General features: G+C 55.1%; 22 protein-coding genes. 19 read left to right on the forward strand and 3 right to left on the reverse strand.

What is annotated here, in order from left to right; translation table 11 throughout:
- Nucleotides 1-7: 7 nt before the first annotated feature.
- The 4 genes from QSK07_RS11390 to flgL all read left to right on the forward strand — a co-directional run bounded on the left by QSK07_RS11390 (nt 8) and on the right by flgL (nt 4,832).
- Nucleotides 8-1,117, forward strand: a complete 1,110-nt coding sequence (locus tag QSK07_RS11390) for a flagellar basal body P-ring protein FlgI (RefSeq protein ID WP_033782629.1) — start codon at nt 8-10, stop codon at nt 1,115-1,117.
- Nucleotides 1,117-2,079 carry a flagellar assembly peptidoglycan hydrolase FlgJ gene (gene flgJ / locus QSK07_RS11395; protein WP_275219696.1) on the forward strand — a complete coding sequence of 321 codons (963 nt, stop codon included), beginning with the start codon at nt 1,117-1,119 and terminating at the stop codon, nt 2,077-2,079. Before QSK07_RS11390 ends, flgJ begins: the two co-directional genes overlap by 1 nt.
- A 123-nt stretch (nt 2,080-2,202) precedes the next feature.
- A complete protein-coding gene (gene flgK / locus QSK07_RS11400; protein ID WP_275219695.1) occupies nt 2,203-3,852 on the forward strand; it encodes a flagellar hook-associated protein FlgK in 1,650 nt (549 codons plus the stop codon).
- Nucleotides 3,853-3,866: 14 nt separating this feature from the next.
- Entirely contained in the window at nt 3,867-4,832 is a 966-nt protein-coding gene (gene flgL / locus QSK07_RS11405; protein ID WP_098050958.1) for a flagellar hook-associated protein FlgL, read from the forward strand.
- Between the two features lie 366 nt (nt 4,833-5,198).
- Here flgL and rne read toward each other — a convergent pair whose 3' ends face one another.
- Nucleotides 5,199-8,627, reverse strand: a complete 3,429-nt coding sequence (gene rne / locus QSK07_RS11410; protein ID WP_285720671.1) for a ribonuclease E — start codon at nt 8,625-8,627, stop codon at nt 5,199-5,201.
- Between the two features lie 573 nt (nt 8,628-9,200).
- Here rne and rluC point away from each other — a divergent pair.
- The gene (rluC, locus tag QSK07_RS11415; RefSeq protein ID WP_285720670.1) at nt 9,201-10,157 is read left to right on the forward strand and encodes a 23S rRNA pseudouridine(955/2504/2580) synthase RluC; all 957 of its coding nucleotides are present in this window, start codon (nt 9,201-9,203) and stop codon (nt 10,155-10,157) included.
- A 13-nt stretch (nt 10,158-10,170) separates the two neighbouring features.
- Here rluC and QSK07_RS11420 read toward each other — a convergent pair whose 3' ends face one another.
- Complete coding sequence (locus QSK07_RS11420) at nt 10,171-10,758, reverse strand: Maf family protein (protein ID WP_098050956.1); 588 nt, start codon at nt 10,756-10,758, stop codon at nt 10,171-10,173.
- 140 nt (nt 10,759-10,898) lie between these two features.
- On the opposite strand from QSK07_RS11420, the gene yceD reads away from it, so the two are divergent.
- The 14 genes from yceD (at nt 10,899) to ptsG (ending at nt 23,107) form a co-directional block, all read left to right on the forward strand.
- Entirely contained in the window at nt 10,899-11,420 is a 522-nt protein-coding gene (gene yceD, locus QSK07_RS11425; RefSeq protein WP_008925931.1) for a 23S rRNA accumulation protein YceD, read from the forward strand.
- Between the two features lie 14 nt (nt 11,421-11,434).
- On the forward strand, nt 11,435-11,605 hold the full coding sequence (gene rpmF / locus QSK07_RS11430; RefSeq protein WP_003849870.1) for a 50S ribosomal protein L32: 171 nt from the start codon (nt 11,435-11,437) through the stop codon (nt 11,603-11,605).
- 25 nt (nt 11,606-11,630) lie between these two features.
- On the forward strand, nt 11,631-12,671 hold the full coding sequence (gene plsX, locus QSK07_RS11435) for a phosphate acyltransferase PlsX (RefSeq protein WP_285720669.1): 1,041 nt from the start codon (nt 11,631-11,633) through the stop codon (nt 12,669-12,671).
- The gene (locus QSK07_RS11440) at nt 12,672-13,625 is read left to right on the forward strand and encodes a beta-ketoacyl-ACP synthase III (RefSeq protein ID WP_098050954.1); all 954 of its coding nucleotides are present in this window, start codon (nt 12,672-12,674) and stop codon (nt 13,623-13,625) included. It abuts the gene before it with no gap.
- 16 nt (nt 13,626-13,641) lie between these two features.
- Complete coding sequence (fabD, locus tag QSK07_RS11445) at nt 13,642-14,574, forward strand: ACP S-malonyltransferase (protein ID WP_285720668.1); 933 nt, start codon at nt 13,642-13,644, stop codon at nt 14,572-14,574.
- Nucleotides 14,575-14,584: 10 nt separating this feature from the next.
- The gene (gene fabG / locus QSK07_RS11450) at nt 14,585-15,319 is read left to right on the forward strand and encodes a 3-oxoacyl-ACP reductase FabG (RefSeq protein WP_013357455.1); all 735 of its coding nucleotides are present in this window, start codon (nt 14,585-14,587) and stop codon (nt 15,317-15,319) included.
- Between the two features lie 154 nt (nt 15,320-15,473).
- Nucleotides 15,474-15,710 carry an acyl carrier protein gene (gene acpP / locus QSK07_RS11455; RefSeq protein ID WP_003849865.1) on the forward strand — a complete coding sequence of 79 codons (237 nt, stop codon included), beginning with the start codon at nt 15,474-15,476 and terminating at the stop codon, nt 15,708-15,710.
- An 85-nt stretch (nt 15,711-15,795) separates the two neighbouring features.
- A complete protein-coding gene (gene fabF, locus QSK07_RS11460; protein ID WP_285720667.1) occupies nt 15,796-17,037 on the forward strand; it encodes a beta-ketoacyl-ACP synthase II in 1,242 nt (413 codons plus the stop codon).
- 91 nt (nt 17,038-17,128) lie between these two features.
- On the forward strand, nt 17,129-17,944 hold the full coding sequence (gene pabC / locus QSK07_RS11465; protein WP_285720666.1) for an aminodeoxychorismate lyase: 816 nt from the start codon (nt 17,129-17,131) through the stop codon (nt 17,942-17,944).
- Nucleotides 17,941-18,960, forward strand: a complete 1,020-nt coding sequence (gene mltG / locus QSK07_RS11470) for an endolytic transglycosylase MltG (protein WP_285720665.1) — start codon at nt 17,941-17,943, stop codon at nt 18,958-18,960. The genes pabC and mltG overlap by 4 nt, the downstream gene beginning before the upstream one ends.
- A complete protein-coding gene (gene tmk, locus QSK07_RS11475; RefSeq protein ID WP_285720664.1) occupies nt 18,950-19,582 on the forward strand; it encodes a dTMP kinase in 633 nt (210 codons plus the stop codon). Before mltG ends, tmk begins: the two co-directional genes overlap by 11 nt.
- Nucleotides 19,582-20,571: a DNA polymerase III subunit delta' gene (holB, locus tag QSK07_RS11480; RefSeq protein ID WP_285720992.1), complete on the forward strand. Its 990-nt coding sequence runs from the start codon at nt 19,582-19,584 to the stop codon at nt 20,569-20,571. The genes tmk and holB overlap by 1 nt, the downstream gene beginning before the upstream one ends.
- A gap of 18 nt (nt 20,572-20,589) precedes the next feature.
- On the forward strand, nt 20,590-21,381 hold the full coding sequence (locus tag QSK07_RS11485; RefSeq protein WP_285720663.1) for a metal-dependent hydrolase: 792 nt from the start codon (nt 20,590-20,592) through the stop codon (nt 21,379-21,381).
- A 289-nt stretch (nt 21,382-21,670) separates the two neighbouring features.
- Nucleotides 21,671-23,107: a PTS glucose transporter subunit IIBC gene (gene ptsG, locus QSK07_RS11490; protein WP_285720662.1), complete on the forward strand. Its 1,437-nt coding sequence runs from the start codon at nt 21,671-21,673 to the stop codon at nt 23,105-23,107.
- A 51-nt stretch (nt 23,108-23,158) separates the two neighbouring features.
- On the opposite strand, the gene bglB is transcribed toward ptsG, so the two are convergent.
- The gene (gene bglB, locus QSK07_RS11495) at nt 23,159-24,298 is read right to left on the reverse strand and encodes a beta-galactosidase BglB (protein WP_285720661.1); all 1,140 of its coding nucleotides are present in this window, start codon (nt 24,296-24,298) and stop codon (nt 23,159-23,161) included.
- Between the last annotated feature and the right edge of the window lies 1 nt (nt 24,299).

Raw genomic sequence — 24,299 nt, forward strand, 5'->3', positions numbered from 1 at the left:
GGTTTCAATGAAAAAGTTAACGCTGTTACGCGCCGGGCTGGCGCTGCTGCTGGGCGTCAGCCTGCTGGCCAAAGCCGACTTGATTCGTGATTTAACCACGGTACAGGGCGTACGTGATAACCAGCTACTGGGCTACGGCCTGGTGGTGGGTCTGGATGGCACCGGTGACCAGACTACGCAGACGCCGTTTACTACCCAGACAGTAAGCAACATGCTGTCACAGCTTGGCATCACCGTGCCTGCGGGTACTAACATGCAGCTGAAAAACGTGGCAGCCGTTATGGTGACCGCTAAGCTGCCGTCGTTTGCCCGTCAGGGACAGAACCTGGATGTGGTGGTCTCATCGCTGGGTAACGCCAAAAGCCTGCGCGGCGGCACGTTGTTAATGACGCCGATGAAAGGGGTTGATAACCAGGTCTATGCGCTGGCTCAGGGCAACATCCTGGTCGGTGGTGCAGGTGCCTCTGCGGGCGGCAGCAGCGTTCAGGTCAACCAGCTGAACGGTGGCCGTATCACCGGCGGTGCAACGGTTGAACGTGAACTGCAGAGCAACTTTGGCTCGCAGAACACCCTTAACCTGCAGCTTAACAATGAAGATTTCTCGATGGCGCAGCGTATTGCTGATGCGATCAACGCCCGTGGCGGTTATGGCGCAGCGCAGCCGCTGGATGCCCGTACCGTCCAGATTCGCGTGTCACCCAATAATGGTGCGCAGGTGCGTCTGCTGGCTGAGATCCAGAATATTGACGTCTCGATTCCGGTTGAAGATGCCAAAGTGATCATCAACTCCCGAACCGGGTCAGTCGTCATGAACCGTGAAGTGACACTGAATCAGTGTGCCGTGGCGCAGGGCAACCTGTCAGTAACGGTTAACCAGCAGCAGAACGTCAGTCAGCCTGATACACCGCTGGCCGGTGGTCAGACCGTGGCGACGACGCAGACCCAGATCGATCTGCGTCAGAGCGGCGGAGCACTGCAGCGTGTCAATGCCAGCGCCAATCTGAACAACGTGGTGCGTGCGCTGAATGCGCTGGGTGCGTCACCCATCGAACTGATGTCGATTCTGCAGTCAATGCAGAGCGCTGGCTGTCTGCGTGCCAAACTGGAAATTATCTGATGGCTGACATGCAATCTGTCACGAGCCCGGCTTTCGACAGCCGCTCCCTGAATGATCTTAAACGCCAGGCGAGCAACGATCCGAAAGGACATGCGTTGCAGGTTGCACGTCAGGTCGAAGGGATGTTTGTACAGATGATGCTGAAGAGTATGCGCGATGCGTTGCCGCAGGACGGCATTATGGGCAACGAGCAGACCAAACTCTTTACCTCTATGTATGACCAGCAGATTGCACAGGAAATGGGCAAGCGCGGCCTCGGCCTGGCGGAAACCATCGTTAAACAGATGCAGCCCGCCACCGCGCCGGATGAAAAAGCGGGCACGGTGCCGATGAAGCTGGATAACAGCTTTATTCTCAGCACCAGTGGGGCGACCGTGCTGCCGGCACAGGAGCTGGAGCAGATGGTACGCAAGGCGATGCCACGTCTGCCGCCGGTCGCATCACCGACGGGGCTGCCGAGCGACAGCCGCGAGTTTATCGCGCAGCTGACGCAACCGGCGCAGGCGGCCAGTCAGCAGAGTGGTATTCCACATCACCTGATTCTGGCCCAGGCTGCGCTGGAATCGGGCTGGGGCCAGCGACAGATCCTGACCCGCGACGGCAAGCCGAGCTATAACGTGTTCGGGATTAAAGCCAGCGGTGACTGGAAAGGTGAGACTACCGATATCATGACCACCGAATATGAGCAGGGCGCAGCGAAGAAAGTCCGGGCCAGCTTCAGGGTGTACAACTCCTATTTCGAGGCGCTGACTGACTACGTCAGACTGCTGACCAAAAACCCTCGTTATGCGGCGGTGACGAATGCCTCAAGCGCAGAGCAGGGCGCGCAGGCGTTACAGGCGGCAGGCTATGCTACTGACCCGAAATATGCGCAAAAGCTGGTGGGAATGATTCAGCAATTCAAAAGCATGGGCGACAAAGTCGTCAAAGCTTACAGCCAGGATATTGGCGACCTGTTCTGATTATTTCGCCTCAAGTTTCACTTAAGCAAGCCGATAACATCCCTATAGCCAGAAGCGTTTTCGCCTGCTGGCGCCCACTTTGATGTCTGCCAGCCCGGTTGACGGGGAACGTAAGGAACCGAGATGTCCAGCATAATTAACTCCGCGATGAGCGGATTGAGTGCCGCGCAGGCCGCTCTGAGCACCACCAGTAACAACATTTCTAACTACACTGTGACGGGCTATTCACGTCAGACAACAGTACTGGCGCAGTCGAATAGTACCCTTCAGGGTAATAGCTATTATGGTAACGGCGTGAACATCACCGGTGTACAACGTGAATATGATTCATTCATTGCCACACAGTTGCGGGGTGCCAGCGCGAGCTACAGTGCAGTCGACACTCAGCATACGCAGATTTCTAACATTGACGATCTGCTGTCGACCGCGACGACCAGCCTGTCGACCTCGCTGCAGGGCTTCTTTACCAACCTGCAGAACGTTGTCAGCAACGCCAACGACCCGTCAGCACGTCAGTCGATGCTCAGCAATGCGCAGGGGTTGGTCAGTCAGTTCCAGACCTCCGCACAATATCTGAACAATATGCAGAACAGCGTCAATTCTGATATCAGTTCCAGCGTTAAGCAGATCAATACCCTCACCAGCCAGATTGCCGATCTTAACCAGCAGATTGGCAAACTGAGTTCTGCCAGCGGTGCTACACCAAATGATTTGCTCGACAAGCGCGATCAGCTGGTCAATGACCTGAATAATGTCGTTGGCGTAACGGTGTCGCAGCAGGATGGCAATTACACAGTATCTATGGCTAACGGCCTGACGCTGGTGAACGGCTATAAATCTAACGATATGGTCGCAATGGCTTCAAGCAGCGATCCAACGCGTACCACGATTGGCTATGTCGATAAGCAGGCGGGTAACGTCGAGATCCCGGAAAAACTGATCACTACCGGATCGCTGGGCGGTCTGCTGGCATTTCGTTCTCAGGATCTCGATCTGGCACAGAACCAGTTAGGTCAGTTAGCCGCGGCGTTTACCACCAGCTTTAATGACGTCCATAAGCAGGGATATGACAGTGACGGTAATCAGGGTGTCGATTTTTTTAATATCGGCACACCGCTGGTGGTGAGCAACAGTAAAAACAGCACAGCTGCCTCTGTAACAGCAGAGTGGACCGATACCAGCGCGCTGAAGGCCTCTAACTACACCGTCAGCTATGACGGTACAAACTGGAGTGCGACACGCTCTTCAGACGGCACGGCTGTCACCATGACCAAGGCAACCGATGCCAGTGGTAATACTACGTTAAGCTTTGATGGCCTGAAGCTTACTGTCGCCGCGACGCCCGCACCAGCCGCGAAAGACAGCTTCCTTGTAAAACCGGTACAGAATGTCATTAACGATATGTCCGTAGCGATTACCAGCGAATCACAGGTGGCAGCTGCCGCTGCAGCCGGGGGTGAAAGTGATAACCGTAACGCGCAAAAATTGCTGGATTTGCAGGATAGTAAACTGGTTGGCGGCAACGCCACGTTGTCGCAGGCCTATGCCACTATCGTCAGTACCGTGGGCAATAAAACCAGTTCGCTTGAGACGACCAGCACTACCCAGAAAAGCGTCGTCAGTCAGCTGACCGACCGCCAGCAGTCAGTTTCGGGCGTCAACCTTGATGAGGAGTACGCCAACCTGACGAAATACCAGCAATATTACATGGCTAATGCGCAGGTGCTGCAGACAGCCAGCACCGTGTTTAACGCATTAATCAATATTCGCTAAGGGCAGGAGATAACATGCGAATCAGTACAAATATGATTTTTGACCAGCAGGTGCGCGGTATTACCGACTCGCAGGCCTCCTGGCTCAAAGTGGGCGAACAGCTCTCCAGCGGGCGACGCGTGACCAACCCGTCGGACGACCCGATTGCCGCGTCCCGGGCTGTGGTGCTCTCTCAAACCCAGCAGCAGGGAAGTCAGTATGCGCTGGCACGTACTTTTGCCGAACAGGGATTGTCACTGGAAGAAAATACGCTGAACAACGTCACCAGTGCGATTCAGGATGCACAAACGCTGATCGTTAACGGTTCAACCGGCACGCTGAGTGACGACGATCGGGGTTCAATTGCCACTCAGCTGGAAGGCATTCGCGCCCAACTGCTGAACCAGGCAAACAGCCAGGATGCCAATGGACGCTACATCTTTGCCGGATATAAAACCGACAGCGCGCCGTTTGTCGATACGGCAGGCACTGGCGTCAGTTATGCTGGCGGCACCGAAGCGATTACTCAGAAGGTCGACACCAGCCGCACCATGACCGTCGCGCATACCGGTGATGATGTTTTTATGGCGATCACCAGCAACGCCACTAAAGAACCGGATGGCAGCGCCAGTGAAACCAATCTGTTTACAATGCTGGACAGCGCGATTGCGGCGCTGAAAGTCCCGCAGGATGATGCTGACGCTGCCACCAAAGCCACTTTTCAGGCAGCGATGGATAAAACGAACCGCGGCCTGGGTAATGCCCTGAATAATGTTTTGACCGTGCGTTCTGAGATTGGTACCCAGCTGGCAGAGATTGATACGCTAAATGCGCAGGGCGACGATCGCTCAGTCATCTACAGTTCACAGATGAGTGACCTGGTTGACGCGGATTATACGAAAACAGTTTCCAGCTACACCATGCAGCAGACGGCTCTGCAGGCTTCTTATAAGACTTTTACTGATATGTCGAAAATGTCACTGTTCCAGTTAAATTCGTAGTATGACCTGAAATTTTGAGCGTATTTTAACCGGATGCGCTTACGTTTTCCCATCCTCCTGCTAAAAGAGGGTGGGATTTTTTTGCCGGTGATTCAGCCGTTTTTCATAAAGCCAGGCTTCCTGATAGCGAGAGGCTGCTCGCATAGCTTTCTTGCTTTCCCATTCCGTACGTCACGCTACTTCGCACTCACATACGCTTGATACTTTCCCACACGTCACAATGGCCGATGTGCATGACGCCGTCTTTACTGATGGCTCATGACTTAAACGGGGTGGTATTAATTTTTTATTTGCCTGAGGAGGGAATCGACGTCATAAAAAAACCCCGGCTTTCAGACCGGGGTTCAGTTCACAACAGCTTAAGCGTTACGGCTTTGTGGCTGGCGCGGTAGCCTGATGGGTGGCGCTATGACCACCCGCAGAACCGCGACCGTCGAACTCATACGGCGCACGGACCCAGTCACTGTGTGGAGCTGGTTCTGACTGCCAGACCGGCGCAGGCGCTTTGGTCATCGGCGCAGAGGCATAGTGCTTCCAGCGCGTACCGTCATTCGGCACCGTTTCAGCAGCGGGCGCTGATGAAACAGGCTCGACCGCCGTTACCGGTTCTGCAGGCGCGATATCGCGAGCGGCAACCGGGGCATGAGGTTCACTGACGGGCGCGATTTCAGCGTTAGCAGCAACCGGCGCGTTCAGCACTTCTTCCACCTCAGCTGCGATCTCTGCGCTGACATCAGTAGCTGACTGCTCAGCAACGTCGGCAGGCTGTGAAACCTCAGCAGCTGGCGTTGCCACCGCTGTTTCGGTGACAGGCTCAGCAGGCTGAGACACGGGCGTTTCAGCGACGGGATCAGCAGGCACGGCTTCAGCCGCTACAGCTTCCGCTTTGGCTTCATCAGCAGCCGGAACAACAGAAGGCTGCTCGTCAACCGGGGCGTCGATAGCACGGGTATCGTCAGTGTTGACGATCGTCACTGGCGTTTCTGCCTGCGACCCGGCTTGTTGCACTGGCACGTCCTGAGCAACCGATTCAACGGCGGCAGCAACCGGCAGCGCAGGGGTCGCGTCTGCGGTCTCTTCGCTGTTATACGCTGGCGTCTCATGCGTTACATTCTGAACCTGCTCTTCGCTGGCCTGGCTCACCGGATAGCGAATCCAGACTTTACCGGATGCCATTTCAGGTGAAGCAGCGGCAGCGGCCAGAGGCATAGCTGACTGCGTCGGGTAACGCTCATCACGGTAACGACGACGACGCTGTCCGCTGACGCGCAGATGACGTGGCGAACGACGTGAACGACGCGGCATATTGGCGTTATCACGGCTGTCGTTATCATCCTGCTCGTCGCTCTGCGAAGCCTGCAACTCAGGCTGTGTCTGAGCAACGTCAGCTGGCTGTGACTGACGCACTTCAGCAGGCTGGGGGATGTCGCTGGTTTCGGCTGGCAGAGGCTGACGGTTATCATCAACACGCACCTTCTGGTTCAGCTGGCGCGGCTTACGACGCGGCATAACCTGAACGCGTTCATCATCCTGCGCCTCAGTGACGTCCAGGGCTTCAGCAACGACTGCTGGCTGCTCAGCCGCTTTGGCCGCTTCTTCACCGGCACGTTTCTCTTCCTGACGACGACGCTGACGTTCAGCACGCTGTTCGCGGCGCTGTTGCTGCTGCTCATCACGCTGCTGACGCGCTTCTTCGCTCAGTGCCGGACGCTCTTCGCGCACTTCACCCGTCTGAGACTGACGCTTGTTGCGACGGTTGTCGTTGCCATCGCGCGGCTCGCGGCTTTCACGTGGCTCACGACTTTCGCGCGGTTCACGGCTTTCACGCGGCTCGCGACTTTCGCGTGGTTCACGGCCTTCACGAGACTGTGCATTGTCACCGTTACGCGGCGTACGCTCACGGCGATTGTTGTTACGACGGTTGTTATTGTTGCTGCGGCGCTCGCCACGGCCACTGTTGCTTTGCTGCTCTTCAGTCGCTTTCTGCGGTTCAGCAACCTCAGTGGCCACTGGCGCAGCAGCTGGCGCTTCTTCGCCAGCGAACATTTTTTTCAGGCCGCCAAGCAGACGCCCGAAGAAACCGGTGCTGACGGTCGCTGGTGCAGCAACAGTCGGGGCTGATTTTGCTGCTGGCTGAGCTTCAGCGCGCTTCACTTCAGGCTCAACTTCTACCGGCGCAGGAGGCGCATCAGGCATCACAAAGGCGGCCAGAGCAGGCTGCTCAGGACGACGGCGCTCAGCATGTTCCTCTTCTGACGGCATCGCCATTTCGGCTTCATGCAGCTTCGGCAGATGATAACTCAGGGTCTGCGTCTCTTCGCCTTTACGTACGCGCAGCACGGAGTAGTGTGGGGTCTGCATCTTATCATCAGGAACGATGATTGCCCGCACGCCACCCTGGCGTTTTTCGATCGCGTTAACCGCTTCACGTTTTTCATTCAGCAGGTAAGAAGCAACCTGAACCGGAACAATGGCGTGAACTTCTTTGGTGTTGTCTTTCAGCGCTTCTTCTTCAATCAGACGCAGAATGGACAGCGCCAGTGACTCGTTATCACGGATGGTGCCGGTGCCACTACAGCGTGGGCAGACGTGATGACTGGATTCACCTAATGACGGGCTCAGACGCTGACGGGACATCTCCAGCAGGCCGAAACGTGAAATATGGCTGATCTGAATACGGGCGCGGTCCTGACGAACAGCTTCACGCAGACGGTTCTCAACTGCGCGCTGATGGCGTACCGGCGTCATATCGATGTAATCGATAACGATCAGGCCGCCCAGGTCACGCAGGCGCAGCTGACGGGCAATCTCATCGGCCGCTTCAAGGTTGGTGTTGAAGGCCGTCTCTTCAATATCACCCCCACGCGTGGCGCGAGCTGAGTTGATATCGATAGCGGTCAGCGCTTCGGTACTGTCGATCACAATCGATCCACCGGAAGGCAGGCGGACTTCACGCTGGAAGGCGGATTCGATTTGCGATTCAATCTGATAGTGGCTGAACAGCGGGATTTCACCGGTGTAGAGCTTAATTTTGCTGCTGAAGTCCGGACGACCCAGCGCCGCGATATGCTGACGTGCGAGTTCCAGCACTTTCGGGTTATCGATAAGGATTTCACCGATGTCCTGACGCAGATAGTCGCGGAAAGCACGCACAATTACGTTGCTCTCCTGATGGATCAGGAACGGAGCAGGGCGATTTTCAGCGGCTTTCTTAATCGCTTCCCAGTGCTTAAGACGGAAGCTTAAGTCCCACTGCAGCGACTCGGCAGATTTACCGACGCCTGCAGTGCGCACAATCAGGCCCATGCCTTCCGGCAGATCCAGCGCTGACAGGGCTTCTTTCAGTTCGGTACGATCGTCACCTTCAATGCGGCGAGAGATACCGCCTGCACGTGGGTTATTCGGCATCAGTACCAGGTAGCTGCCCGCCAGAGAGATAAAGGTTGTCAGCGCAGCGCCTTTATTGCCGCGTTCCTCTTTATCGATCTGAACAATGACTTCCTGGCCTTCACGCAGCACGTCTTTAATATTCGGACGGCCATGTGCGTTGTAGCTGGAGGGGAAATATTCGCGGGAAATTTCTTTTAACGGGAGGAAACCGTGACGCTCTGCGCCATAATCGACAAACGCAGCTTCAAGGCTGGGTTCAATGCGAGTGATTTTACCTTTGTAGATGTTGGCTTTTTTCTGTTCGTGTCCGGGACTTTCGATATCCAGATCGTACAGACGCTGACCGTCAACCAGGGCAACGCGCAACTCCTCCTGCTGAGTTGCGTTTATTAACATTCTTTTCATCGTGACTTACTCGTTATTCTTTCATGAGTGATTACAGCTGCGGGCATAGTTACCCTGGACGAGTATCAACCGATGGCCCCGTGACTTAGTGCAATGTCGTCAGCCTCACGGCTGTCGACCGCGCGAGGGGCGCAAATAACGTCGGTGGCCTGTTTTTCATAAGGAAAAACAGCACCAGATAGTGGAAATGCCTGAGAGGATTATGAAAACCCGTGCATCCCATACTGTTGTCCAGGCCGCAACCCGCAGCCCGCTAAGTGCCTGATTTCGCATTACGTCTTACGCCATTGCTGCGTGTCTGCTCAATCCGGCAAAATGACAATTTCGCTCGGTTTCTGCTCTGAAATGCTTCAGTTAAGAAACTCAGGCATTATTTCATTGCTAACCTTCATATAGCAAGGCGACTTTAGCCAGCTTGTGAAGTTTCTTTACATCTAACCTGCTAATGTGTCGGACAAAGCAGCGGTTTGCTGAAAAAGCCAGCAGAGAAGCGACCTGCCATCACATCAACCCCAGAGTTAAGCACAGAAAAAGAGGTGGCGCTATCAGGGGACACTATTTAGAATCGCCGCCATGAAAACAGAGAATCCCGGCGTACATTTTGTCGCCATCACGGCTGAAAATGCCGGACAACGTATTGATAACTTTTTGCGCACCCAGCTCAAGGGTGTGCCAAAGAGCATGATTTATCGCATCGTACGCAAAGGCGAGGTGCGGGTGAATAAAAAGCGCGTCAAGCCAGAGTACAAGCTGGAGGAGGGAGATGAGGTGCGCATTCCGCCGGTCCGGGTCGCGGAACGTGATGAAGACGCCGTATCACCTAAGCTGGTGAAGGTCGCTTCGCTGGCGGACGCTATCCTCTTTGAGGATGAGTCGCTGCTGGTGATGAACAAGCCCTCAGGCACGGCCGTGCATGGCGGCAGCGGGCTCAGTTTCGGGGTGATTGAAGGGCTGCGTGCGCTGCGACCGGAAGCGCGCTTCCTGGAACTGGTGCATCGCCTGGATCGTGATACCTCGGGCATTCTGCTGGTCGCAAAAAAACGCTCAGCGCTGCGTTCCCTGCACGAGCAACTGCGTGAAAAGGGGATGCAGAAAGATTATCTGGCTTTGGTGCGCGGCAACTGGCCCTCGCATCTGAAGGTCGTTCAGGCTCCTTTGCTGAAAAATATTCTCCAGAGTGGTGAGCGTGTCGTGCGCGTCAGCAGCGAAGGTAAAGCCTCTGAAACCCGTTTTAAAGTGGAAGAGCGGTTTGAGTTTGCCACGCTGGTAAAAGCCAGTCCGGTCACCGGCCGCACCCACCAGATTCGTGTACATACACTGCATGCTGGTCATCCCATCGCCTTCGACGATCGCTATGGCGAACGTGACTTTGACAGTCAGCTGGCATCAACCGGTCTGAAACGTCTGTTCCTGCATGCGGCGGCACTGACCTTTACCCATCCCGGCACTGGCGAAGTCATGCGTGTCGAAGCGCCGCTGGATGAGGGCCTGAAGCAGTGCCTGAATAAGCTGCGTCAGCTGAAGGCGTAACGATTACCCGGCATCACTCCGTTAAAGGATTGATGCCGGCCTGCTGCAACATTCCGTTGAGCGCAATCAGTGGCAGCCCGACCAGTGTATTGGGATCGCGCCCCTCCAGCCTGTCAAACAGACAAATTCCCAGACCTTCGCTTTTAAAACTGCCTGCGCACTGTAGCGGCTGCTCCTTTTCCACATATCCGGCGATTTCAGCGTCGGCTAAGGTGCGGAAATGCACCACGAAGGGTTCGCAACACTGCAGCAGCCTGCCACTGGCGGGATGAAACAGCGCCAGTCCGGTGTAAAAGGTAATCGCCTTACCGCTGGCGGCACGCAGTTGCGCCCGCGCATTCTCAGCCGTGTGAGGTTTACCGGCGATCGCGCCATCCAGCACGCAGACCTGATCTGAGCCGATTATCCAGTGGCGGGGATAGGTTCCAGCCAGCGCCAGCGCTTTCGCCACGGCAAGACGAATCACCAGCGCTTCGGCAGTTTCACCGGGCTGCGGTGACTCATCTACCTCAGGCGCAGCGGTAATAAAAGTCAGGCCCAGCTTGCGCAGTAATGCCTGCCGAAAGGGCGAGGTTGAAGCTAAAAGAATCGATGGCGTCATTTTTTTTCAATAGTGATAGCGAATTGGTGACAGTCATTTTAAACTGTGCGCCGCACTGGATGCGAATAGTGGTTGAAAGATGCTGTTTAACGGCCTTTTTCTTTGACTCTATGACATTACAAAGTTAATATGCGCGCCCTATGCAAAAGGTAAAATTACCCCTAACGCTGGACCCTGTCCGCACTGCTCAGAAGCGCCTTGATTATCAGGGTGTCTACACATCTGTTCAGGTGGAGCGTGTGGCCGAGTCGGTCGTTAGCGTGGACAGTGATGTGGATTGTGCCATGTCGTTTGCGGTTGATAACCAACGTCTGGCGGTACTGACGGGTACTGCTGAAGTTCAGGTGACGTTACGTTGTCAGCGCTGCAACCAGACCTTTCCCCATCACGTAAAAGTGAGTTATTGCTTCAGTCCTGTCTCTTCTGAAGAGCAGGCCGAGGCATTACCGGAAGCGTACGAGCCGGTCGATGTCAACGAGTTTGGTGAGATCGATTTGCTGGCGGTTGTCGAGGATGAACTGATTCTCGCGCTGCCGGTCGTTCCGGTGCACGATTCTGAACACTGTGAAGTGTCCGAGGCGGACATGGTCTTTGGCAAACTGCCTGCAGAGGCAGAGAAACCAAATCCATTTGCCGTATTAGCCAGTTTAAAGCGTAAGTAATAGGAGTAAGGTCCATGGCCGTACAACAGAATAAACCCACCCGTTCTAAGCGTGGTATGCGTCGTTCACACGATGCGCTGACCACTGCTGCTCTGTCAGTAGATAAAGTTTCTGGCGAAACGCATCTGCGTCACCACATCACTGCGGATGGTTACTACCGCGGTCGCAAGGTTATCGTTAAGTAAGTTTCTTGCTTAGCAAGGCGATACCTTGACACGTTTGACCCTGGCGATTGATGCCATGGGCGGGGACTTCGGTCCCTGCGTGACAGTGCCTGCAGCATTGCAGGCACTGGCCTCTCATTCGGAACTATTCCTTCTTCTGGTCGGACATCCCGACATTCTCACGACATTGCTTGCCAAAGCGGATTCCTCCCTGACGGGGCGTTTGCAGGTGATCCCTGCCGAATCGGTTATTGCAAGTGATGCGCGGCCCGCTCAGGCCATCCGGAACAGTCGCGGCAGTTCAATGCGCGTGGCACTGGAGATGGTGAAAGAGGGACGTGCACAGGCCTGCATCAGCGCCGGCAATACCGGTGCGCTGATGGGGCTGTCGACACTCTTATTAAAACCGCTGGATGGAATTAAGCGTCCGGCGCTGATGTCCGTTTTACCGCATCAGCAACAGGGTAAAACCGTGGTGCTGGATCTGGGTGCGAATGTGGGCTCAGACAGTGCGATGCTGGTGCAGTTTGCTGTGATGGGGTCGGTGATGGCTGAGCATGTGCTTGGTATTCCACGGCCCCGTGTCGCGTTGCTCAACATTGGTCATGAAGAGACCAAAGGGCTGGAAACCATCCGCGATGCCGCAGTAGTGCTGCGAGAATCACCGCAAATCAACTATATTGGTTACCTCGAAGGTAACGAGCTGCTCACCGGCAAAACGGATGTGATGGTCTGTGATGGTTTTGTCGGAAACGTCACGCTGAAGACGATGGAAGGCGTGGTAAGAATGTTTCTTTCTCTGCTGAAGTCATCAGGGGAAGGTAAAAAACGGTCATGGTGGCTTCAGTTGCTGGGGCGCTTAATCCAGAAACGTCTGGCGAAACGCTTCGGGCAACTTAACCCTGACCAGTACAATGGCGCTTGTCTGTTAGGATTGCGCGGAACAGTGATCAAGAGTCACGGCGCAGCAAATCAACACGCCTTCGCCGTGGCGATAGAACAGGCAGAGCAGGCGGTGAGGCAGCAAATTCCCGAGCGAATTGCTGCGCGCCTTGATGCTGTATTAGCCAGGAGTGACAAAGCCTAGATGTATACCAAAATTATCGGTACGGGCAGTTATCTGCCCAGCCAGGTTCGCACCAATGCCGATCTGGAAAAAATGGTGGAGACGTCGGACGAGTGGATTGTTACCCGTACCGGCATCCGTGAGCGTCGCATTGCTGCGCCTGACGAAACCGTCGCCACCATGGGATTCAGCGCGGCGCAACGCGCGCTTGAAATGGCAGGCATTGACGCGAACGATGTTGGGCTGATTATTGTCGCCACAACCTCATCCAGCCATGCTTTCCCCAGTTCCGCCTGCATGATCCAGCAAATGCTGGAAATCAAAGATTGCGCGGCATTTGACCTTGCTGCCGCCTGTGCGGGTTTCACCTATGCACTGAGCGTAGCCGATCAATACATCAAAAATGGCGCGGTTAAGCATGCTCTGGTCATCGGCGCTGATGTCCTGGCGCGCGCGCTGGATCCGGAAGATCGCGGCACCATCATCCTGTTTGGTGATGGCGCGGGTGCGGTCGTGCTGGGCCAGAGCGAAGAACAGGGGATTATCTCTACTCACCTTCATGCTGATGGTCGCTATGCGCAGCTTCTGACGCTGCCTTATCAGGATCGTGCCCATCAGGATCAGCCGGCCTATGTCACCATGGCAGGTAACGAAGTCTTCAAGGTTGCCGTCACCGAACTGGCCCACATCGTTGATGAAACGCTGCAGGCCAATAATCTTGATCGTGAAATGCTGGACTGGCTGGTGCCGCATCAGGCGAACCTGCGCATTATCAGCGCTACCGCGAAAAAACTCGGTATGACCATGGACAAAGTGGTCGTCACACTGGATCGCCATGGCAATACCTCTGCTGCATCGGTGCCAAGCGCACTGGATGAAGCGGTTCGTGATGGCCGCATCAAACCCGGACACCTTATTCTGCTGGAAGCTTTTGGTGGTGGATTCACCTGGGGTTCTGCGCTGGTTCGCTTTTGATTGACAGGAACAGAAGATGACGCAATTTGCATTTGTTTTTCCAGGTCAGGGTTCACAGACCGTGGGCATGCTGACTGAATTAGCGACGACGTATCCGCTGGTGGAAGAGACCTTCCGTGAAGCCTCTGACGCGCTGGGTTATGACCTGTGGCAGTTAGTGAGTCAGGGGCCGGCTGAAGAGCTGAACAAAACCTGGCAGACTCAGCCTGCGCTGTTAGCTGCCTCTGTGGCCATCTACCGTGTCTGGCAGCAGCAGGGCGGTGAACAGCCTGTCCTGATGGCCGGTCACAGCCTGGGCGAATATTCGGCGCTGGTCTGTGCGGGTGTACTTAACTTCGCGGATGCCGTGAAGCTGGTTGAACTGCGCGGCAAACTGATGCAGGAAGCCGTCCCGGAAGGGACTGGCGCAATGCAGGCAATTATTGGCCTGGATGACGCGGCTATTCGCAAAGCCTGTGAAGAGAGCGCGCAGGGCCAGGTTGTCTCACCGGTTAACTTCAACTCGCCAGGCCAGGTGGTTATTGCGGGTAACAAAGAAGCTGTTGAGCGTGCAGGGGCTGCCTGTAAAGCTGCGGGCGCTAAGCGTGCCCTGCCACTGCCGGTCAGCGTGCCTTCTCACTGTGCACTGATGAAGCCTGCGGCCGATAAACTGGCGGTTGCGCTGGAGAGTATTACGTTTAATGCACCAGCGGTTCCGGTGATCAATAACGTCGATGTGAAAGCGGAAACTGACGCTGCGGCCATCCGTCATGCGCTGGTTCGTCAGCTCTACAGCCCGGTTCGCTGGACCGAGAGCGTGGAAGCGATGGCGGCACAGGGCGTGACACAGCTGCTGGAGATGGGGCCAGGTAAAGTCCTGACCGGTCTGACCAAACGTATTGTCGATACCCTGACAGCGGCTGCCGTTAACGATACAGCAACCCTGACGGCTGCACTCGGTAAGGAATAAGAGGAAAATCATGAGCTTTGAAGGTAAAGTTGCGCTGGTTACCGGCGCGAGTCGCGGCATTGGTCGTGCGATTGCAGAAACACTGGCGGCACGTGGTGCCAAAGTGGTAGGAACTGCAACCAGCCAGAGTGGCGCCGATGCCATCAGTGCTTACCTTGGCGACAAGGGTAAAGGCCTGTTACTGAACGTGACTGACGCTGATTCAATTAACAGCGTTTTAGAGAATATTCGCGCTGAATTTGGCGAAGTAGATATTTTAGTCAATAATGCAGGCATTACGCGTGATAATCTTCTCATGCGCATGAAGGACGATGAGTGGCAGGATATCCTGGATACTAACCTCACATCGGTATTCCGCCTTTCTAAGGCGGTCCTGCGTGCCATGATGAAAAAGCGCGTGGGCCGTATCATCACCATTGGTTCCGTTGTTGGCACCATGGGTAACGCGGGCCAGGCAAACTACGCAGCAGCAAAAGCGGGTTTAATTGGCTTTAGCAAATCACTGGCGCGCGAAATCGCGTCACGTGGCATTACCGTCAACGTCGTGGCTCCAGGCTTTATTGAGACTGATATGACGCGGGCACTGAACGAAGACCAACGTTCCGGTATTTTGGCGGAAGTCCCTGCGGGTCGCTTAGGTGACGCGCAGGAAATCGCCAATGCTGTGGCATTCTTAGCCTCTGACGAAGCAGCCTACATCACAGGTGAAACGCTGCACGTCAATGGCGGAATGTACATGGTCTGATAAATCACGAAATCATTTGCTTTATTTGCGGTTAAAACCGCAAAATAACGCAAAATCGTGGTTCGACCAGCCGGGATTTTGTTGCATCTTTTTCACCATTTTATACACTACGAAAACCATCGCGTAAGCGAGTTTTGATAGGAAATTAAATAGTATGAGCGATATCGAACAACGCGTTAAGAAAATCATCAGTGAGCAGCTGGGTGTGAAAGAGGAAGAAGTCACCAACTCTGCATCTTTCGTAGAAGACCTGGGTGCCGATTCTCTTGATACCGTTGAGCTGGTGATGGCTCTGGAAGAAGAGTTTGATACTGAGATTCCAGACGAAGAAGCTGAGAAAATCACTACCGTTCAGGCAGCGATCGACTACATCAATAGCCATAAAGGCTAATGAATATATTCAGGCGGTCGCTCGACCGCCTGATTTTTTTGTTTGTCCCACATAGTTCCCTATTTCCCCTCCCTGGAGGACGAACGTGTCTAAGCGTCGTGTAGTTGTGACTGGTCTTGGCATGTTGTCTCCTGTCGGCAATACCGTAGAGTCTACCTGGAGTGCTCTCCTTGCCGGTCAGAGCGGCATTACCCTGATCGACCATTTTGATACCAGTGCTTATGCAACCCGTTTTGCAGGTCTGGTAAGAGATTTTAATTGTGATGACTACATCTCGCGCAAAGATCAGCGCAAGATGGATGCCTTCATTCAGTACGGCATTGTGGCCGGTATGCAGGCCATGCAGGACAGCGGTCTGGTTATTACCGAAGAAAATGCAAGCCGTATGGGCGCAGCAATTGGCTCCGGCATCGGTGGCTTAGGTCTGATTGAAGAGAATCATACTTCACTGGTCAACGGCGGCCCGCGTAAAATCAGCCCATTCTTTGTGCCTTCAACCATCGTTAACATGGTGGCGGGTCATCTCAGCATCATGTATGGCCTGAAAGGTCCAAGCATCTCTATCGCGACAGCCTGTACCTCTGGTGTGCATAACATCGGTCATGCCGCACGTATCATCGCCTATAACGATGCTGACGTGATGCTGGCGGGTGGCACAGAGAAAGCCAGCACGCCATTAGGCGTCGGTGGTTTTGGTGCAGCACGCGCCCTCTCAACCCGTAACGACAACCCGCAAGCGGCCAGCCGCCCGTGGGATAGAGATCGTGACGGTTTTGTGCTGGGTGATGGCGCTGGCATTGTGGTGCTCGAAGAGTACGAACATGCGAAGAAACGTGGTGCGAAAATCTACGCAGAAATTGTAGGTTTTGGTATGAGCAGTGATGCCTACCACATGACGTCACCACCAGAAGATGGTTCGGGTGCAGCGGCGGCAATGATCAATGCGCTGCGTGATGCTCAGCTTACGCCAGAGCAGATCGGCTATGTCAACGCGCACGGTACCTCCACGCCAGCCGGTGATAAAGCTGAAGCGCAGGCGGTGAAATCGGTCTTTGGGGCAGCAGCCAGCAGCGTCATGGTCAGCTCAACCAAATCAATGACCGGGCACTTACTGGGTGCCGCAGGTGCTGTTGAATCGATTTACTCGATTCTGGCACTGCGTGACCAGGCCGTTCCACCGACCATTAACCTGGACAATCCGGATGAAGGCTGCGATCTCGACTTCGTGCCGCACACCGCGCGTCAGGTTCCTGGACTGGAGTATACCCTGTGTAACTCCTTCGGTTTCGGCGGAACCAACGGTTCGTTGATCTTCCGTAAAGTGTAATCGTTGCAGATTGCTAAAAAGGCCCGCGATGCGGGCCTTTTTTTATCCTGCAAAATGCGCTGAAATCACGTCTCACGCTCAGGAGAGAACGATGTGGATTAACGGAATCAAACATTCGACGCTGGCTGCCAGCGACCGCGGCATGCAGTTCGGCGATGGCTGCTTTACTACCGCCGCCGTCCGTCAGGGTATAATCCTGCTGCTGGATAGCCACATGCAGCGCCTCAAAGCGGGCTGCGAGCGGTTATGGATCGGCGGCGTCGACTGGGATCAGCTGGAGGCTGAGATGAGACAGGCCGCGCATGAGCAGACGCAGGCGGTGCTGAAAGTTATTATCAGTGCGGGCAGCGGCGGACGGGGTTATAGCCGCCTGGGCTGTGGTGAACCCACGCGCATCGTCTCATTAGCGCCCTGGCCGCAACACTACGCCGGGTTGCAGCAGCATGGTGCTTCACTCCGGCTGAGTCCGGTTCGTCTGGCGCGAAACCCGCAGTTTGCGGGTATCAAGCACCTTAACCGTCTGGAGCAGGTGATGATTCGGGCTCATCTTGACCAGACAGACGCCGACGAGGCGCTGGTGCTTGACACTGAAGGTTGGGTGGTGGAATGCTGTGCGGCCAATTTATTCTGGCGGCAGGGCAGACAAATTTTTACGCCCGATGTATCAGCGGCAGGCGTGGACGGCATTATGCGGCGAAGCCTGATAGCGCAACTTGCAGCAGCAGGTCAGGCTTGTCAGGTGATAAAAAGCGAACCGGCACAGCTGCTGAACGCTGATGAAGTGGTGATATGTAACGCGCTGATGCCGGTTCTGCCGGTCCGACAGATAGAAGCCGTACAGTTTACTGAGCGCTCGCTGTTTAATCAGTTGCACGCAGGCTGTAAAAAGATAATGGATGCATCATGATTCGTAGCAAAAAAATTCTCGTCAGCCTGCTGGCGATTGTGGGTCTCGCGGCTGTGCTGAGTTACTGGCAGGTTAAGCAGTTTGCGGCCACCCCGTTGACCATTAAGCAGGAAACGGTCTATACATTGCCAGCCGGTACAGGCCGGGTCGCACTCCAGGCGCAGCTGGAAGAGAAAATCATTATTCCGCACAGTATCTGGTTTGGCGCGCTGCTGCGTCTGGAGCCAGAGCTGGCGACCTTTAAGGCGGGCACCTATCGCCTTGAACCGACCATGACCGTGCGCGCGCTGTTACGGCTGCTGGCCAGTGGTAAAGAGGCGCAGTTCCCGGTGCGGTTTGTGGAGGGGCAGAGACTGAAAGAGTGGCTCAGCGAGCTGCGTAAAGCGCCCTATATCCGCCACACTCTGAAAGATGATCAGTTCGCCACCCTTGCCAGCGCACTTAACGTGGAGCCTGAGCAACTGGAGGGCAACTTCTTTCCGGACACGTATCTCTACACCGCCAACACGACTGATATGGCGCTGCTGCAACGTGCGCATAATCGGATGAAGAAAACCATCGATGAGGTGTGGCAGGGACGGGCGGATAATCTGCCGTACAAAACGCCACAGGATCTGGTGACCATGGCCTCGATCATTGAGAAAGAAACCGGCGTCAGTGAAGAGCGCGCACGCGTGGCCTCGGTGTTTATCAATCGTCTGCGCACGGGGATGCGCTTGCAGACCGATCCTACGGTGATCTATGGCATGGGTGACAGCTACAACGGTACGCTGACCCGCAAAGATCTTGAGACGGCCAGCGCGTACAATACCTATATCATTAATGGTCTGCCGCCTGGACCGATCGCGATGCCGGGCAAAGCCTCGCTGCAGGCAGCGGCCCATCCCGAGAAAACTAACTATCTCTACTTTGTTGCAGACGGCAAGGGCGGACATACGTTTACCACCAACCTCGCCAGCCATAACAAGGCGGTGCAGGTCTACCGGCAGACGCTGAAGGAAAAAAATGAACAGTAAGTTTATCGTCATTGAAGGCCTGGAAGGCGCTGGAAAAACCACCGCGCGCGACGCCATTGTCGCTACGCTGCATAACCGTGGTATCCGTGATCTGGTCTTTACCCGCGAGCCTGGCGGTACGCCGCTGGCAGAACAGCTCCGGGTCCTGGTCAAGCAGGGCATTGAAGGTGAGCAGGTGACGGATAAAGCCGAACTGCTGATGCTCTATGCCGCGCGGGTTCAGCTGGTAGAGACCGTAATCAAACCGGCGCTGGCTCGCGGTGCCTGGGTAATCGGCGATCGTCACGATCTCTCCTCTCAGGCTTATCAGGGTGGCGGCCGGGGTCTTGACAGCAGACTGATGCAGACGCTGCGCGATGCGGTCTTAGGTGATTTCCGTCCCGATCTGACGCTCTATCTTGATGTCACGCCTGAGGTCGGTCTGCAGCGCGCCCGTGCGCGTGGTGAGCTGGATCGTATTGAGCAGGAGTCGCTGCGCTTCTTTGAACGCACACGTACACGCTATCTGGCCCTTGCTGCAGAAGATCCCACTATCCTGACCATCGATGCCACTCAGTCGCTGCCCAAGGTGACAGCGTCACTTCAGGTGGCGCTGGAGAGCTGGCTGGCGGAGCAGGCGTGATGAACTGGTATCCGTGGCTGAATCAGCCTTATCGCCAGGTGATTGGCCAGCATCAGGAGAATCGCGCGCATCATGCGCTGTTGATCCAGGCGATGGCTGGCATGGGCGATGACGCCCTGGTCTGGGGGATGAGCCGCTGGCTGATGTGCCAGCAGCCGGATGGACTCAAAAGTTGCGGAGCGTGCCACGGTTGCCAGCTGATGCAGGCTAATACTCACCCTGACTGGTATCGGTTAGAGGCGGAGAAGGGCAAAAGTACTCTGGGCATCGATGCGGTGCGGCAGGTGACAGAAAAAATGTATCACTTTGGCCAGCAGGGCGGCGCGAAAGTGGTCTGGCTGCCGGATGCTGCACAGCTTTCAGAAGCGGCCGCTAACGCCCTGCTTAAAACGCTGGAAGAGCCACCAGCCAACAGCTGGTTCTTCCTCAGCAGCCGCGATCCGTCACGTCTGCTGGCCACACTGCGCAGTCGCTGTATGACGCTGCATCTGACGCCGCCCGATGAAGAACAAAGCCTGCTCTGGCTGAAGAAGCAGTCCTCGCACGATGAACAGATGCTGCTGGCGGCACTACGCCTGAGCGCAGGCGTGCCGGGCGCGGCGCTGAGCCTGCTGGAAAACGGGCCGTGGCAGGCGCGACAAAAGCTTTGCGATGCGCTGCCCGCGGCATTACAGCAGGACATCCTGCAACTTCTGCCTGCGCTGAATGCTGATGATGCGGCCGCACGTATCGGCTGGCTGCTCTCTTTGCTGCTGGATGCGATGAAATGGCAGCAAAATGCAGGTCAGTGGCTGAGTAATATTGACCGCCAGGATGTGGTGGAGCTGCTGGCCGGATACTTTTCAGCCAGCGCACTTAACAGCAGTACCCAGGCATGGATGCGCTGTCGCGAGCAGTTACTGCATGTGGCGTCAGTGAATCGCGAATTATTGCTGACCGATCAGCTTCTGAGCTGGGCTGACAAACAGAAGCCTGCGGTGGCCGGCTAAACCTATCTGAGAGTAATTATGTTTATTGTGGATTCCCATTGCCATCTCGATGGCCTGGATTATGAAAAGAACCATCGTGACCTTGATGATGTGATCGCTAAAGCGGCAGCACGTGATGTGAAATTTATGCTGGCAATCGCCACTACGCTGCCGGGTTTCCATACACTGAAGAGCCTGGTCGGCGATCGGAAAAATATTGCGCTCTCCTGTGGCGTGCATCCGCTGAATCAGGAAGAGGCCTATGACGTTGAGGCGTTTCGCCGGCTCTCTGCCGATCCTCAGGTGGTAGCGCTCGGTGAGACCGGGCTGGATTATCACTATCAGCCAGAAACCAGAGATCAGCAGCAGCGCTCGTTCCGGGAACATATCCGTACCGGGATCGCGCTGAATAAGCCGATCATCGTCCACACCCGTGACGCGCGCGAAGATACGCTGGCGATTCTGCGTGAAGAGCAGGTTGAGCGCTGCGGCGGCGTGCTGCACTGTTTCACTGAGGATCAGCCTACCGCCGCTAAGCTGCTCGATATGGGCTTTTATATCTCCTTTTCCGGGATCGTCACCTTCCGTAATGCTGAACAGCTACGCGAAGCTGCGCGTTATGTGCCGCTGGACCGGATGCTGGTGGAAACGGATTCACCTTATCTGGCACCCGTGCCGTATCGTGGCAAAGAGAATCAGCCTGCTTATACGCGCGATGTTGCCGATTACCTGGCGGTACTGAAAGGTGTCGATGTGGAAACGCTGGCTGCCGCCACCACGCAAAACTTCTCAACGCTGTTCCATATCCCGATGAGCCAGCTCGGCACCTGACCGGCCTTTATTTCAGCCTCTGTAATTAATCATTAACCTGCCTATATGACCCTGTTTTTTAAAACAGGGTCAGCTTTTTATCGTCAAATACCGATGCACGTCAGTGAGAAATTTCGTAAAGTGCGCGCCTGTGATTGTCGAAACGTGATAGCCATCAAAGTAACAAAACGGGATTTATTTTACCCTTCGTAATAAATCAAAAGGCGGTCACCGCCAGCCCGGTAAAGAATCCTCCCTCTTTGCCACGCGCACTGCGCAACTATGCACTCATACTCAGGAGCTTCACGCTATGTTCAAAAATGCTTTTGCCAACCTTCAAAAGGTCGGTAAATCGCTGATGCTGCCGGTATCGGTTCTGCCGATTGCCGGTATTTTGTTAGGGGTCGGTTCAGCCAATTTCAGCTGGTTACCTGCAGTGGTTTCGCATGTAATGGCAGAAGCGGGTGGATCGGTGTTCGCCAACATGCCGCTGATTTTTGCTATCGGTGTGGCGCTGGGCTTCACCAATAACGATGGCGTTTCGGCGCTGGCAGCAGTTGTTGCTTATGGCATCATGGTGAAAACCATGGCGGTGGTTGCGCCGCTGGTGCTGCATATGCCCGCGGCAGAGATCGAGGCTAAACACCTCGCCGACACCGGGGTGCTGGGCGGTATTATCGCGGGCTCCATCGCCGCCTACATGTTCAACCGCTTCTATCGCATTAAACTGCCGGAATATCTGGGCTTCTTTGCCGGTAAACGTTTTGTGCCGATTATTTCTGGTCTGGCGGCTATTATTCTCGGCGTACTGCTCTCCTTTATCTGGCCACCAATTGGTTCCGCGATTCAGGAATTCTCGCAGTGGGCAGCCTATCAGAACCCGGTTGTCGCCTTTGGTATTTATGGCGTAATCGAACGCGCACTGGTGCCGTTTGGTCTGCATCACATCTGGAACGTTCCTTTCCAGATGCAGATTGGCGAATACACCAATGCGGCAGGTCAGGTGTTCCACGGTGATATCCCACGCTATATGGCGGGTGACCCGACCGCAGGGAAACTCTCTGGCGGCTTCCTGTTCAAAATGTACGGTCTGCCAGCGGCAGCGATTGCTATCTGGCATTCAGCGAAGCCTGAAAATCGCGCTAAAGTGGGCGGTATTATGATCTCCGCCGCGCTGACCGCATTCCTGACCGGTATCACCGAACCGATTGAATTCTCATTCATGTTCGTCGCGCCGATCCTGTATGTGATCCATGCGCTGCTGGCAGGTCTGGCATTCCCAATCTGTATCCTGCTTGGTATGCGTGATGGCACCAGCTTCTCACACGGTCTTATCGACTTTATCGTGCTGAGCGGCAACAGCAGCAAAATCTGGCTGTTCCCGATTATCGGTATCATCTACGGCCTGATTTACTACACCGTGTTCCGCGTGCTGATCGCCAAACTGGATCTGAAAACGCCTGGCCGTGAAGAGAGCAGCAGCAGCGAGCAATCGAGCGCGACCGGTACAGAGATGGCGAGCAAACTGGTGGCGGCGTTTGGTGGTAAAGAGAACATCACTAACCTGGATGCCTGCATCACCCGTTTACGTGTCAGCGTTGCCGATGTGGCGAAAGTAGATCAGACTGAACTGAAAAACCTCGGCGCCCGTGGCGTGGTGGTTGCCGGTTCCGGCGTTCAGGCAATTTTCGGGACTAAATCCGATAACCTGAAAACTGATATGGATGATTACATTCGTAGTATGTAATGATTCAGCGAAATGAAAAAGCCCCGCTAAGCGGGGCTTTTTTGGCACGCGTTACAGGTAAACGCGCAGATACTCAGTCAGGCAGAGCAGGCCCATTGCCTGACCGTAGGGCATTGAGGTGAGAGGGACAGTGCGGTAGTAGGCCAGGTCACTGCCCATCGCGGTCCCAAAGGAAACCTGTTTCAGCTCGCCATCGTCATCGATATTCGCAATCACGCCGCGCAGCGCTTTTTCTGCTACCTCCAGATACTCCGCGGGGAGATAGCGTTTGCGAACCCCTTTCAGAATGCCATAGGCAAATCCTGCGGTGGCAGAGGCTTCCGGGTAACTGTTCGGGTCAGCAAGCAGGGTGTGCCATAATCCGCTGCTGTGCTGACAGGTCTTGAGCGCTTTGACCTGGGTCTCCAGAATCTGCTGCAGGAAGCGGCGGGTGGCGTGATACTCAGGCCAGTTCATCATCTCCAGGAAGTCAGGAATCACAATCGTCACCCAGCTGTTGCCACGCGCCCAGCGAGCCTCAGCAAAGTTATGACGACCGTCGAAGTTCCAGCCGTGGAACCATAAGCCGGTTTCGCGATCCATCAGATACTGGGTGTGCAGCAGGAACTGATAGCTCGCTTCTTCCACCCACTCATCGCGTTTCAGCAATTGGCCGATTTTGGCCAGTGCCATTACACTCATCATCAGCGTATCGTCCCAGAGTTGCTGTGTGTTTTCATGGTTATAGACGATGTGCTGCAGTCCGCCCTGTTCTGTGCGCGGCATCTCATACATGACCCACTCAGCCCAGCGCTCAAGCACCGGCATCCAGGCCGGGTTCCTGGTCTCTTCATAACGGTAAGCCAGCGTCAGAAAAGGACAAACGGTATTCACATTTTTGGTCGGCGTTCCTTCCGCCAGACGCACAGTGAACCATTCATCAATCATCGCCAGCGTCTGCTGGTCGCCGGTTTGCTGATAGTAGTGCAACATGCCATACAGACCGATGCCATGTGTCCATTCCCAACCCGCCCAGCCTTTGGTATCAATCACCCGGCCATCGTCCAGCCGCAATAAAAATTCGCCTGTCTCATCAGTGATGTTAACCAGATTTTGTGTCAGCTTTTGAATCAGCTGTACCAGTTCGCTGCGTGGCAGCAGATGCTCAGGCTGGCACAATAATTTGCTGTGTTTAACGGGAAATACAGTCATG

The sequence above is a fragment of the Pantoea sp. QMID4 genome (assembly GCF_030270445.1).
Lineage (GTDB): Bacteria > Pseudomonadota > Gammaproteobacteria > Enterobacterales > Enterobacteriaceae > Pantoea > Pantoea vagans.